12 protein-coding genes are annotated in these 12,606 nt (G+C 37.7%); 4 read left to right on the top strand and 8 right to left on the bottom strand.

Going from position 1 to position 12,606, the window contains the following annotated elements:
* Window positions 1-11: 11 nt before the first annotated feature.
* The 4 genes from QVD32_RS05930 to QVD32_RS05915 all read right to left on the bottom strand — a co-directional run bounded on the left by QVD32_RS05930 (window position 12) and on the right by QVD32_RS05915 (window position 3,515).
* Window positions 12-881 carry a DUF58 domain-containing protein gene (locus QVD32_RS05930; protein WP_021892566.1) on the bottom strand — a complete coding sequence of 290 codons (870 nt, stop codon included), beginning with the start codon at window positions 879-881 and terminating at the stop codon, window positions 12-14.
* A 21-nt stretch (window positions 882-902) separates the two neighbouring features.
* Entirely contained in the window at window positions 903-1,898 is a 996-nt protein-coding gene (locus QVD32_RS05925) for an AAA family ATPase (protein WP_008862085.1), read from the bottom strand.
* A gap of 166 nt (window positions 1,899-2,064) precedes the next feature.
* Window positions 2,065-3,231 (bottom strand): HU family DNA-binding protein, encoded by a 1,167-nt coding sequence (locus QVD32_RS05920; protein ID WP_021892565.1) that lies wholly within the window; start codon window positions 3,229-3,231, stop codon window positions 2,065-2,067.
* Window positions 3,228-3,515, bottom strand: a complete 288-nt coding sequence (locus tag QVD32_RS05915; protein ID WP_008862087.1) for an HU family DNA-binding protein — start codon at window positions 3,513-3,515, stop codon at window positions 3,228-3,230. Before QVD32_RS05915 ends, QVD32_RS05920 begins: the two co-directional genes overlap by 4 nt.
* A gap of 127 nt (window positions 3,516-3,642) precedes the next feature.
* On the opposite strand from QVD32_RS05915, the gene ppk1 reads away from it, so the two are divergent.
* Window positions 3,643-5,733 carry a polyphosphate kinase 1 gene (gene ppk1 / locus QVD32_RS05910; RefSeq protein WP_021892563.1) on the top strand — a complete coding sequence of 697 codons (2,091 nt, stop codon included), beginning with the start codon at window positions 3,643-3,645 and terminating at the stop codon, window positions 5,731-5,733.
* A gap of 18 nt (window positions 5,734-5,751) precedes the next feature.
* Here ppk1 and QVD32_RS05905 read toward each other — a convergent pair whose 3' ends face one another.
* Entirely contained in the window at window positions 5,752-6,141 is a 390-nt protein-coding gene (locus QVD32_RS05905) for a VOC family protein (RefSeq protein ID WP_021892562.1), read from the bottom strand.
* A 143-nt stretch (window positions 6,142-6,284) separates the two neighbouring features.
* On the opposite strand from QVD32_RS05905, the gene QVD32_RS05900 reads away from it, so the two are divergent.
* The gene (locus QVD32_RS05900) at window positions 6,285-7,229 is read left to right on the top strand and encodes a hypothetical protein (protein ID WP_021892561.1); all 945 of its coding nucleotides are present in this window, start codon (window positions 6,285-6,287) and stop codon (window positions 7,227-7,229) included.
* Window positions 7,230-7,272: 43 nt separating this feature from the next.
* On the opposite strand, the gene QVD32_RS05895 is transcribed toward QVD32_RS05900, so the two are convergent.
* Window positions 7,273-7,695: a SecDF P1 head subdomain-containing protein gene (locus QVD32_RS05895; RefSeq protein ID WP_021892560.1), complete on the bottom strand. Its 423-nt coding sequence runs from the start codon at window positions 7,693-7,695 to the stop codon at window positions 7,273-7,275.
* Between the two features lie 300 nt (window positions 7,696-7,995).
* Here QVD32_RS05895 and QVD32_RS05890 point away from each other — a divergent pair, with 300 nt between their 5' ends.
* Both QVD32_RS05890 and QVD32_RS05885 read left to right on the top strand, forming a co-directional pair.
* A complete protein-coding gene (locus tag QVD32_RS05890; RefSeq protein WP_021892559.1) occupies window positions 7,996-9,078 on the top strand; it encodes a linear amide C-N hydrolase in 1,083 nt (360 codons plus the stop codon).
* A gap of 203 nt (window positions 9,079-9,281) precedes the next feature.
* On the top strand, window positions 9,282-10,628 hold the full coding sequence (locus QVD32_RS05885) for an aspartate kinase (protein ID WP_229033620.1): 1,347 nt from the start codon (window positions 9,282-9,284) through the stop codon (window positions 10,626-10,628).
* A 102-nt stretch (window positions 10,629-10,730) separates the two neighbouring features.
* On the opposite strand, the gene QVD32_RS05880 is transcribed toward QVD32_RS05885, so the two are convergent.
* Entirely contained in the window at window positions 10,731-11,501 is a 771-nt protein-coding gene (locus QVD32_RS05880) for a zinc ribbon domain-containing protein (RefSeq protein ID WP_008862094.1), read from the bottom strand.
* 3 nt (window positions 11,502-11,504) lie between these two features.
* Complete coding sequence (locus tag QVD32_RS05875; RefSeq protein WP_195242065.1) at window positions 11,505-12,599, bottom strand: Nif3-like dinuclear metal center hexameric protein; 1,095 nt, start codon at window positions 12,597-12,599, stop codon at window positions 11,505-11,507.
* Window positions 12,600-12,606: the final 7 nt, after the last annotated feature.

Below are 12,606 nucleotides of genomic sequence, written 5' to 3'. Positions count from 1 at the left end.
AGATTTTTAATCTACCCTCTTCGCTTGAAGAGAGTCATAAGGGCTACGACAAAATCATCGTTTGTTGCGATAGTCGCTAAATCGACTCTACTTTTACGTAAAGTCGCAAGCATTCTTTCTTGTCTCGAATTCCACCAAGCGGCATATCGGTTTCGCACGTTTGCCGAAGACGAATCTACCCACTGCTCACACCCTCGCTCGGAATCTTGGAGTTTAATCAATCCTACATCGGGTAATTGAGTTTCACGTCGGTCATATACTTGTATTGCCACCAAATCGTGACGACGATTTGCTATCGATAAAGCATTTTTATAGTCGTTCCCGTCCACGAAATCAGAAATCAAAAACGTCGTGCATCGTTTCTTGATCGCGTTTGTCATATATTCCAGAGCCAAACTTATATTAGTTCCTGTACTCTCGGGTTGGAAGTCTATAAGTTCTCGTATGATATACAAAATATGCTTGCGGCCCTTTTTAGGAGGTATGAATTTTTCTATCTTATCGGAAAAAAATATCATACCTATCTTATCGTTATTTTGTATAGCCGAGAATGCAATGGTTGCAGCGACTTCGGCCATCATCTCACGTTTGGCCTCTCCTACCGCTCCAAAATTTCTACTGGCAGAGACATCGACCAAAAGCATGACTGTCAATTCCCTTTCTTCTTCAAATACTTTCACGTAAGGTTTATTGTAACGTGCCGTCACGTTCCAGTCTATATCTCTTACGTCATCGCCATATTGATATTCTCGAACTTCGGAGAACGCCATACCCCGACCTTTAAAAGCCGAATGGTATTGCCCCGCAAATATATTACGGGAAAGACCTCTCGTCTTTATCTCGATATGACGAACTTTTTTTAACAGCTCACTGGTTTCCATAAATTATATCCCGAACATCGTTTAGGGAACTTCTACCTTATTGAGTATTTCACTAATAATTTCTTCTGCGGTCATATTGTTGGCCTCGGCTTCGTAGCTCAACCCGATACGATGACGCAATACATCGTGACAAACGGCTCGCACATCTTCGGGAATAACATAGCCCCGTTGTTTTAAAAATGCATAAGCCCGGGCTGCTAAGGCCAGACTAATAGATGCACGAGGAGAGGCCCCGAATGATATCATTTCTTTCAGCTCTCCCAAACCATAATCTTGGGGGAAACGTGTTGCAAATACGATATCAACAATATACCGTTCTATTTTTTCATCTATATAAACTTTTTGGACAATCTCTCTCGCTTCAATAATCTCAGACGGTTGCAGAACGGGTTTAATATCTATTTTTCGTCCGCTTATATTCTGACGTATAATGAGTTTTTCTTCTTCTTTTTTAGGATATCCGATAATTACTTTAAGCATAAAACGGTCCACCTGTGCCTCCGGTAACGGATATGTACCTTCTTGCTCTATCGGGTTCTGAGTAGCCATAACCAAAAACGGATCGTCTAATTTAAACGTCTGCTCACCAATGGTAACCTGACGTTCCTGCATGGCCTCTAATAGCGCACTTTGTACTTTTGCAGGAGCCCGGTTAATTTCATCTGCTAAAACAAAATTGGCGAAAATAGGACCTTTCTTGATTTGAAATTGCTCTTTTGCCTGACTATATATCATCGTACCCATGACATCGGCAGGCAGTAAATCGGGCGTGAATTGTATTCGGCTATATTTTGCATCAATGAGAGAAGCCAATGTTTTTATAGCCAAAGTTTTTGCCAGACCCGGTACACCTTCAAGCAAGATATGTCCGTTGGATAACAATCCTATCATCAGTGAATCCACCAAATGTTTTTGACCGACAATAACTTGATCCATGCCTTGTGTTATCATATTCACGAACGAACTTTTACTGGCGATCAGATCGTTCAACTCCCGAATATCTACTGTTTCACTCATACGTTTTATCTTTTTGTATTTTTAATTTATACGTTTTTTGACTTTCTCTGTCGCAAAATTAGCCATACACTGGTTCTATATATACCCAATCGCGTTAAAAATGGCTAACTATTCACTTAAAAAAGACTAAGTCGCTAACTTATTCAGCTAACGACTCTGTTGATATTTATTCATAACGACTCTGTATTTTCGCGGCTAATGCCTTAGCGTTCTCGACAGAAGTCCTATTGTTTGCATCAATATCATATTTCGATGCACTTGGAATGGTTAAACGAGTCCCAATCGGAACTTGATTAGGATTTTTAATCACGTCCTTGTTTTCTTCATAAATATACACCCAAAATGCCTTATGCCCAAAATATTTTCGAGCCAATGTCGTCAGAAATACTCCTGATCGAATAGTTTCTATAACCGGCTTGACCTCAGGTGCTGCGAGGGGAGAAACCGAGATTACCGAGTCTTTAAGGACAGAATCCTTTTCCATTTCTGAAAGTGTATCTTTATTTTCCGGTAGAACAACCGATTCGGGATTGTTGTTCATGGGTCGCGAATCGATCGACTGCTTTCCCAAAGACAGAGTATATTCTCCGATTTTCACAACATAAGGGCTATCATTTCCCATAAAAAATATACCTCCGGCCAAGCATATTATAATAATGCCGAATGCGGACAGTACACCCCACCAGAATGATTTTCGAGAAGCCGATTTCCGCAAATAATCTTCATAACAATCTTCCTCTTTTTCTTCTACTTTCGTCTCTGATTCGGGTTGAATAATTTCCTCTTGAAATTTCTCTATTTCCTGTGATGATACAGTAGATTCAGAAGATTCTTCATCGGCTGATTTATCTTCCTGAATATATTCATGAGCCGGTTCTATGGGTTCATCTTCCTCTTCTTTTTCTCGAATTTCTTTTGAATCTTGTAGTTCTACATTTTCGGTATTACAAATGTCGTTATTTTCATCTATATCTTGACTTGGAACGGCCGTCATATCCTCAATCGGCACATGATCATTGAGGACTTCGACAGAAAAGCTGGAAAATGGGGCATTAACAGCTTCACGCAGTACTTTATCAGGAATAAAAGACAGTTTATAGTGCCCCGGTATCTCCACAGGTTCTCCGGTTTGAACATTGATACTTCCTCGGGCTTCTACCCATATAGGTTTAAATAAACCTAACCCGTTTATTCTCAACTCTTCACCAGAAGTTATGACTTCTGTTGAAACAGTAAAAAATTCTTTCAAAAAAGTTTCAGCTTCTTTCTTCGTGATATTCATCTTTGAAGAAAGCAATCCAACCAAATCGGGAAAAGATATTTTTTCGTTCATTTGGAAGACAACATTTTAAGTTTAGTTTTAATAGCACTCCCCGGTTTAAATGACAGAATCATCTTGGGAGGGACAAGCATACGCTTACCGGTTGACGGATTCACGACTACTCGTTCCAATTTCTTTTTGGGCTCGAATAACCCGAATCCTTGTATTGCCACAGTGTCCATCTGAGAACAACGTTCTTTCAAAATTTGAAGGAATGCAGACATATAGCTGTCAATTTCTCCTTTATCTTTGCCCAATCGGGATTGTAATTGTATCAAAAAAGATTTATGATCCATTCTCTATTATTTTTTATTGAGAGAAGTTTGTTCGTACCATTAATAGCCTATGTGCAAATTTAGAAAAAAATTTGTACAAACGTACATTATTTGTATATTTACCGTTACTTAATCAACATAAACCACTATGGAAAATGTTCGAAAATATTTTAAACGCGATATAAGTTGGCTTTCTTTTAATTACAGAGTATTAATGGAAGCTATGGATCATACGGTTCCGTTATTTGACCGAATAAAATTTTTGTCTATCTATCAGTCCAACCAAGAAGAATTTTATAGAGTGAGAGTATCGGAATATCACCAAATACTATCTGATCCACTGCAAAGCATCGAGGATAAACGACAGGCCGAAAATACACTGAGCGCAATCAATCAAGAAGTAAATCGACAAGTAGATATTTTCAATAAGTTCTTTTTCAACGAGATTATACCTGAACTTGAAAAAGAAGGAATGGTATTGTATCACAACGAACAAATAGAAAATTGTCATCAAGAAGAGATTCGTAATTTCTTTAAAGAAGAGGTATTCCCTTTCCTACAACCGGTCTTGATCCTAAAAAACGATATTGTATCTTTTTTACGAGACAATCGACTTTATTTGGCCATAAAAATGTACAAGAAAGGAGATCCCGATAGACAACCGTTTTATGCCCAAATAAAGATACCATTTAGTAAAGTACCTCGTTTCATAAATCTCACACCTCACGATGGCAAAAATTATCTGATGTTTATCGACGATATGATCGCCTTAAATTTAGACGTCGTATTTCCCGGATTTATTATCGATTCTCACTATGCGATAAGAGTCTCTCGCGATGCAGATTTTTCCATAGAAGCCAAAGAGGTAGCGAACATCGTCGATGCGGTACGCAAGCGCGTAAAGAAGAGGAAAATAGGGAATGCCAATCGATTGGTTTACGATGGCTGCATGCCCTTAGATATGCTGCAATACATTTGTGATGCCTATGATATTCCTCACGGACAGTGTATTCGATCAGGGAGATACCTTAATTTGGAAGATTTATCGAAGTTACCGAATCTAACCGGAAAAGAATTAAGCGAAGTACTCCCCTCGCCTATGCAGATACTGGCATTCGATAGTGCACCAACCATGTTCGAAGTTATTCGGCAACGGGATTTTCTAATTCATTTTCCATATCAGTCGTTTAGTTATTTAACCCGTTTTCTTACCGAGGCTGCCGATAATCCTAACGTTACCGACATAAAACTCACCCAATACCGTGTCGCTGAAAATTCCGAAATCATAGATCGTTTACTTTATGCTGCACAAAAGGGAAAACAAGTAACTGTATATGTAGAGATAAAGGCACGGTTCGACGAGGAAAACAATATCATAACTTCCGAACTGATGCGAAAATCTGGGATTCGCGTGGTGTATAGTACTCCCGGATTAAAAGTACATGCAAAAGCATTATTAATCAAATGTTCTACACTTCACAAAAATCAGCCACAAGCTTATGCTTTTTTAAGTACAGGGAATTTTAATGAAAATACGGCTCGAATTTATTCGGATATGGGCCTGTTCACTGTAAATAGGGAAATTACCAGCGAATTGGATAAATTATTTTCCATTTTAGACGGCTCGTCAAATGACCGATATTTCCAAACTTTATTGGTCGCTCAATTCAACATGGTCGATGTGTTGAAACAGAAAATAAATTTTGAGATCGAAGAGGCTCGTCAAGGTCGGAAAGCCCATATTATATTAAAAATGAATGGACTGCATGATACGAATATGATAAATGCTCTTTATGATGCCAGCGAAGCGGGTGTACATATAGATTTGATCGTAAGAGGTATTAATTGTTTAGTTCCCAACCAACCTTACAGTCGCAATATCCGTATGATTCGCATAATAGATTCTTATTTGGAACATGCGCGTATTTGGTATTTTTACGCTGGTGGACATGAGGATATATACCTTTCTTCGGCAGATTGGATGCGACGGAACTTGAACAGACGCATTGAGACTGCTGTTCCCATATTCGACCAAAGCATAAAAAATGAAATATTATCAATTATATCTCTTCAACTGCAAGATAATGTCAAGGCTTGTTATATAGACGAAAATTTAGAAAATCACTATGTTCAAAGTCGGGAAACAAAGCTCCGTTCTCAACGCCACTGCTTTCAACTGTTAGAAAAATATTCTATTCCCGACACTCAGTCTGTGATACCCGAAATTTTTATCAGTTGATTGGGATTTACTAATTTATCATTCGGTAATTTCGACATTGTTACCTTCCGGGTCGAGTATAGTACTCTCATAAAATCCATCACCGGTAAGCCGTGGTTGTCCTATAACCGTATATCCATCGGTTTGCAAACGTCGGGTAAGCTCGTCGACAGCTTCTCGACTACCTACCGATATAGACAAATGGGCCAAACCTTTCACTTGGCCTCGGTTGAAAGGCATATCTAAAATATCAGGACGATTCATTAATTCAATACAAGCTGTTCCCTCATCAAAAGATAAAAAATAAGAAGTAAATTTCTTAGATTCATTGACATATCTGTCATTGCATAAAGCGCCGAAATATTTCATATAAAAAAGACGAACCGATTCGATATCGTCTGCCCATAGTGCAACGTGATTAAGTCTCATATGAATGTGTAATTTTTGTACAAATGTACATTACTTATCTATATTACAAATTCTCATCGATTAAAAAAAATTAAAAGAATAACGATTATCATGTGATTTTCATTTTGTTTTTTATTATTATTTTTGCAGAAAAATCTCAAATCATGAAAAAGATAGTATTTTTATTTCTAATTTGTATGCCGATATGCCAGGTTGTATCGGCTCAAACCTTAAAGAAGCAGAACCAAATGCTGAAAGATTCCATCGGTATTATGCACAAAGTAATCGATGAAAAGTCTTCGGTAAATAGTGCTTTATCGAAAGACAACAGTACACTTAAAAATCAAAATGTATTACTAAAAGCCAGTAAAGACTCATTGATTAAAGAGCAGAAAACACTTCTCGGTAAATATAAAAATTTATCAGAAGAAAACGATTTATTAAAAGATTCGCTTTTTATATATCGGGGCCAAAATAAAACATTGAATTTACAAGTAGATAGCCTTAATACAAAAATTGAGAATCTTACCGAAGAAATGAATACAAAACTTGATTACATGGCTAAACAAGAAAAAATTTGGGGAAGAAAAAAATACTTCAATATTTCTTATGGTATGCCTTCATTAACCCGGGGTAATGGCTTAGAAAAATTAAATAGTGATTTTGCTGTGGCTATAAACCGAGGGAATACTTATTATTTGCACAAAAAGCCTCTTTTCGGAATGTTGAAATTCGGATTGGATTGGACAGTCTTCGATATAGCAGCAGCAAAATATACCGTAGAAGAAAGTGATTTTGAAGACGGCGGAGATATTTATAAAGCTGAAATCGGAATGCAGTTTGGTCCTTCTATCACGATTAATCCGGTCGATTTCTTAAAAATAAACGTATATTTCCGTTATGATCCGACTTTCTCCGTCGCATATAATCAAGACAGTGATTTCCTGATGAACTATGGATCTTATTTTAATACAGGTTTAGCAGCTTCATACAAAGTTATATCTCTTGGTGCTGAATATCGTTGGGGTACGACTTCGTATAAGATAGATGAAGAAAATCAAGATTGGAAAGTATCAGGCGCATACCTATATGTTAGTTTCCGATTCTAATCTGTATAATTTATTATAGAGGCACAGCCGATAGGATTCCTTCTTATCGGCTGTGAATTTTTCGAACAATTTGCCAATATATAGATTTTATATCTGTATCTTGGGCAGATATAGCAAAACTACCGGTCTCTATGCGGCAATTGATACAGGGAGTACAAATAACTTCATCTTGAAAAACAAATCCAATTCGTTTCCCTATCGAATGCTCTGTTGCGTCTGCCCACTTTTCTACACAATCAGCAGCTACATGGCCCGTAATTTGATATATGAACTTACCTTTTAAGTTTTCTGCCGAATCTAATTTTATTTCTTCAAAATCATTAATAGTTACGATAGGTTCTAAAGAAATACTGTCTTCTACACGATCGGTGATATAATACCACCCATTTGGTCGCTCGTTTTTTTTCGGATTGCAGACACTCAACAAAAAGAGAGATAAAGGAATACAAATAAACCTATTCATCATACAAATTGTAATCGAGGTAAAAGTACGTAAAACTTGGTTTACACCAAAGCATAAAATTACATTTAGTACAAATGTACTATATTTCTCTGAATAGCTTTACCTCGTATTTCAAATTATTGGCAAAACAATTTAGAGATAAAGAATGTTTAAAAATAAACTGACATTTTATAGCCAGCTTTATACTCATAATAACAAAGATATCTTGTTAATATTAAAAAATTAAGTATATTTGAATTCTGACAATTATAAATGCATTTCTTTTTATACTTTATTCCCATCTCAATTAAACATAACAAAAAAATGAAAAAATTACTTTCTTTATGGATAACGGTTGTTATCATTCTATTTCAAGTTCATGTCTCAGAAGCTTGTACCGGCATTACTTTAACAACAAAAGATAATTCTATGATTCTTGCCCGAACAATCGAATGGGGCGGCAGCGATTTAAATAGCCAATATGTTGTCGTTCCTCGTGGTTACGAACAGTATTCCTATATTCCCGGAGGAGAGCGATCGGGAATGAAATTTACAGCTCGTTACGGTTATATCGGGTTATCCGTCGAACAAAAGGAATTTGTGGCAGAGGGACTAAACGAGGCTGGACTATCTGCCGGATTATTTTATTTTCCCGGATATGGTCGATATGAAGACTATGATTCCAAACTGAAAGATTCCAGTATAGCCGATTTACAGTTAGTATCATGGATATTGGGAAACTTTTCAACGGTAGACGAAGCTATGAAAGCTATAAAAAAGATACACATCGTGCCGATTGACCCGAGAGCCTCAACCGTTCATTGGAGAATGGCAGATATTACAGGAAAGCAAATCGTATTGGAGATTGTTGATGGTCAACCTAATTTCTATGAAAATACATTAGGAATACTTACCAATTCTCCCGGTTTTGAATGGCACATGACCAATCTGAATAATTACATCAATCTTTATTCCGGGACTACTAATCCGAGGACACTCGGAAATATAAAACTTTCCTCATTTGGTGCAGGCAGTGGTTTCCTCGGCATTCCCGGTGATGTCACTCCCCCATCAAGATTCATACGTGCCGCTTTTTACCAGACTTCTTCTCCACAAAAAGAAACAGCGATAGAAGCTGTTATACAGAGCTTTCACATTTTGAACAACTTTGATATATCTATCGGTATAGAGTTTTCTGAAAGTGAAACGCCTACCGATATACCGAGTGCCACACAATGGACATCATCGACAGATCTTACACACAGAGTTATCTATTATCGTACTATGTATAATAGCGACATTCGTTGCATAGACTTGAAAGCCATCGATTTTAATCGTGTAAAATATCAAGCGGTTCCACTCGATTTGATAAAACAGCAACCTATACAGCCGGTACAAATCAATTGATCAATACTCGGTATACTTTGTAAATGTAATCACAAAAAGACCGTATCTATCATAACGATATGGTCTTTTTTCATTTTGGAAATATCGCCTTTATATTTAAATTTAATAATTAATTATAAATCAAACAATTATATAAATTTCAAACTATGGTATTTTAATTGCAAAGTATAAAACGAAAACTCTGTAATAGAGACATGTGAGAAATGGAAAAGCAGAAAATGGATCGTAAAAAAGAAAAATTCAAAATCTTGAAATTCGGAGGAACTTCATTAGGAACCGTCGAGAGAATCAAACATGTAGCAAATCTTATTTGTAATAATGAGTTGAATCTGGTCGTACTATCGGCAATGTCGGGCACGACCAATTCATTGGCAGAAATAGCCTCATTACTATTTAATGGAGATATCGACGGTGCACAACGTGACATTGAGTGTTTGAAAAGCAAGTATATCGAAGTCGCCGATAAGCTCTATCTTTCTGCAAAGAGCATAGAAGAAGCTAAAAAGTTTATTCTGTGCTCTTTTTCATCGTTACAAACAATAGCTCAATCTCCCATTTCTTCAAAACAAGAAAAAATTATACTGTCACAGGGCGAATTACTGATAACTCGACTGATGCATATTTATTTGAAAGAAATTGGAATCGTATCGGTTCTGCTTCCTGCGATTGAGTTCATGCGTACCGACAGAAACGGAGAGCCCGATATACACTTTATCAAAAGAAATGTATGCAAATTATTAAAACGCTATCCCAATAATCGTTTGTTTATTACGCAAGGTTATATTTGTCGTAACGTATCCGGTGAAATAGACAACCTACAACGAGGCGGTAGCGATTATACTGCATCATTATTGGGTTCAGCCTTGAATGCATGTGAGATACAAATATGGACCGACATAGACGGACTACACAACAACGACCCAAGAGTAGTATCGACAACAGCACCAGTGCGTACTCTGACTTTTGACGAAGCCTCCAAACTCGCTTATTTCGGTGCAAAGATTTTGCATCCGACATGTATCCTTCCGGCCAAATTAAAAAATATCCCTGTAAGGTTACTCAACACTATGAATCCCCAAGCTCCGGGAACGCTTATTTCCGATACTGCCGACACCGGGAAAATAAAGGCTGTTGCAGCCAAAGATAACGTAACTTATATTAAGTTGCGCTCTCATTATAAAATACCGTGTTACCGTTTCCTCGAAAAAATATTTCACTGCTTTGCACAATCCCATACACCTATCGATTTGGTCGTAACGTCTAATGTGGAAATATCTTTATCAATCGACAATAAGATACATTTGCCGAAAATAATCTCTATGCTGGAACGATATGCCGATGTTTCGGTCGAAGATGATATGGTAATTATTTGTGTTGTGGGTGATCTGAAATGGTATAATGTGGGCTTTGAACATCAAATAGTCGAAGCCTTAAAAGATATTCCTGTACGAATGATCTCTTACGGAGATAACTGCGATGTGTCGTTCGTTATGCGTCGTGATGATAAAAAGCGAGCTTTGGAAGCACTTAGTCAACGTGTCTTTTCTTAATAAATAGCAAAATAACCCTGTTAAAACGGGTGATAAAGTCAGACAAAAAAGGTCATTCATTTTCAGAATGACCTTTTTCTTATAAAAATAATTTTAATTCTACTAATTTACATCTTTCACTCCCGCAAGTTCCGGGTCAATCATAATACGTCCGCAATATTCACAAACGATAATTTTCTTACGCATTTTGATATCGAGCTGTCTTTGAGGTGGAATACGATTGAAACACCCTCCACAAGAATCGCGTTGAATATAAACCACTGCCAAACCATTGCGTGCGTTCTTACGAATTCTCTTAAATGCAGACAACAAACGAGGCTCCACTTTATTTTCAAGTTTCTTGGCCTTTTCCCTCAGCTTTTCTTCATCTTGTTTGGTCTCCGAAACAATTTCATCAAGTTCGCTTTTCTTTTCGTTCAAAATATGCTGGCGATCCTGTAAAATCTCCTCCGAAGCTGCGACTTCATTACTCTTGGCCTCTTGTGCTGCGATAAATTCATTGATACGTTTTTCGCACAATTGAATTTCAAGCGTTTGATATTCGATTTCTTTCGACAGAAAATCAAATTCTCGATTATTCCGCACGTTATCCTGCTGCTTAGTATATTTCTCTATAAGCGTTTGGGCATTTTGTATTTCTACTTTTTTAGCCGACACAGCAGCTTTAAGGTCTTCTATTTCTGTATGAAAGTTTTTGATACGAGTTTCAAGACCTGCAATTTCATCTTCAAGGTCTTGAACTTCAAGAGGAAGCTCACCTCTCAATGTTTTTATTCTATCGATTTCCGAAAGAATGGTTTGCAAATCATACAGTGTTTTCAACTTCTCCTCCACTGTATATTCTTTCTCTGCTTTTGTTTTGTCAGTAGCCATACTTTACAAATAATTTATCGGATTTGTATCTACCTGTGTAGAATGGATTGCAAAGGTAGGGAATTTTTTTTGAATTATCTCACAAAAAATTTCTTTTGTATATTGTTCGCTCTCATAATGACCGATTTCGGCCAATAGTATATGAGATTCAAATTCGAAATAGTCGTGATAACGAATCTCTCCTGTAACAAACATATCGGCTCCGGCTATGACAGCTTTTGTCATCAATGAGGCTCCGGCTCCTCCACATAATGCTATTCGTGAAATTTTTCGGTTATGCAACGGAGAATGTTTTACGCAACCGGCCTTAAAAATTTCTTTCAGCTTTTCCAAGACCAACACTTCATCGACAGGTTCCGGTAAGGCTCCTACAACACCGCTCCCGACTTGTTCCCATCGGTTGGATAACGGAATCAAATCGAATGCCGGTTCTTCATACGGGTGGCTCCTTTTCAGCGCATCGATAACCGCTTCTTGTACATGTATAGGAACTATCACTTCCAAGCGCGTCTCTTGTTCCCGGTGAAACTCCCCTATCGTACCGCAATATGGATTAGCATAGGTTCCCGCACGAAACGTCCCTGTCCCTTCTTGTCCGAAACTGCACTTATCATAGTTCCCTATATGACCGGCTCCTGCTTCAAAAAGAGCGTTTCTTACGCTCTCGACATGAGTCGAAGGTACATAGGTAACCAATTTTATCAGTCGGCCGCATAACGGGTCTAAAACTCGAATCGAGGTCAATCCCAGTTTCCGAGCCATTCTGTAAGATACCCCCTCCGGGGCATTGTCGAGATTGGTATGGGCTGCATAAATGGCTATGTTGTGTTGAATAGCTTTAATGACAATCCTCTCGACATAACTATTCCCCGTTATCGATTTCAATCCCTTGAAGAGTAAAGGATGGTGAGATACAATCAAATTATATCCCATAGAGATAGCTTCGTCGACTACGGCTTCCGTGACATCGAGACAAACAACCGCACCCGAAACCGATTGAAACCGACCGCCCACTTGCAATCCTGCATTATCATAGGATTCTTGCCAATTCAATGGAGCGACCGATTCTATCGCCTTTATGATATCGTTAACTATTATCACGAAT

It is taken from the genome of Barnesiella sp. (assembly GCF_022723415.1).
Classification (GTDB): Bacteria; Bacteroidota; Bacteroidia; order Bacteroidales; family Barnesiellaceae; genus Barnesiella; species Barnesiella intestinihominis.
Note: the sequence above shows the minus strand (reverse complement) of the source record. Positions and strands in the feature narration are given on the sequence as shown.

Coding starts and splice junctions, on each gene's coding strand:
- QVD32_RS05930 (WP_021892566.1), bottom strand. CDS start 881: ATGGAAACCAGTGAGCTGTTAAAAAAAGTTCGTCATATCGAGATAAAG.
- QVD32_RS05925 (WP_008862085.1), bottom strand. CDS start 1,898: ATGAGTGAAACAGTAGATATTCGGGAGTTGAACGATCTGATCGCCAGT.
- QVD32_RS05920 (WP_021892565.1), bottom strand. CDS start 3,231: ATGAACGAAAAAATATCTTTTCCCGATTTGGTTGGATTGCTTTCTTCA.
- QVD32_RS05915 (WP_008862087.1), bottom strand. CDS start 3,515: ATGGATCATAAATCTTTTTTGATACAATTACAATCCCGATTGGGCAAA.
- ppk1 (WP_021892563.1), top strand. CDS start 3,643: ATGGAAAATGTTCGAAAATATTTTAAACGCGATATAAGTTGGCTTTCT.
- QVD32_RS05905 (WP_021892562.1), bottom strand. CDS start 6,141: ATGAGACTTAATCACGTTGCACTATGGGCAGACGATATCGAATCGGTT.
- QVD32_RS05900 (WP_021892561.1), top strand. CDS start 6,285: ATGAAAAAGATAGTATTTTTATTTCTAATTTGTATGCCGATATGCCAG.
- QVD32_RS05895 (WP_021892560.1), bottom strand. CDS start 7,695: ATGATGAATAGGTTTATTTGTATTCCTTTATCTCTCTTTTTGTTGAGT.
- QVD32_RS05890 (WP_021892559.1), top strand. CDS start 7,996: ATGAAAAAATTACTTTCTTTATGGATAACGGTTGTTATCATTCTATTT.
- QVD32_RS05885 (WP_229033620.1), top strand. CDS start 9,282: ATGGAAAAGCAGAAAATGGATCGTAAAAAAGAAAAATTCAAAATCTTG.
- QVD32_RS05880 (WP_008862094.1), bottom strand. CDS start 11,501: ATGGCTACTGACAAAACAAAAGCAGAGAAAGAATATACAGTGGAGGAG.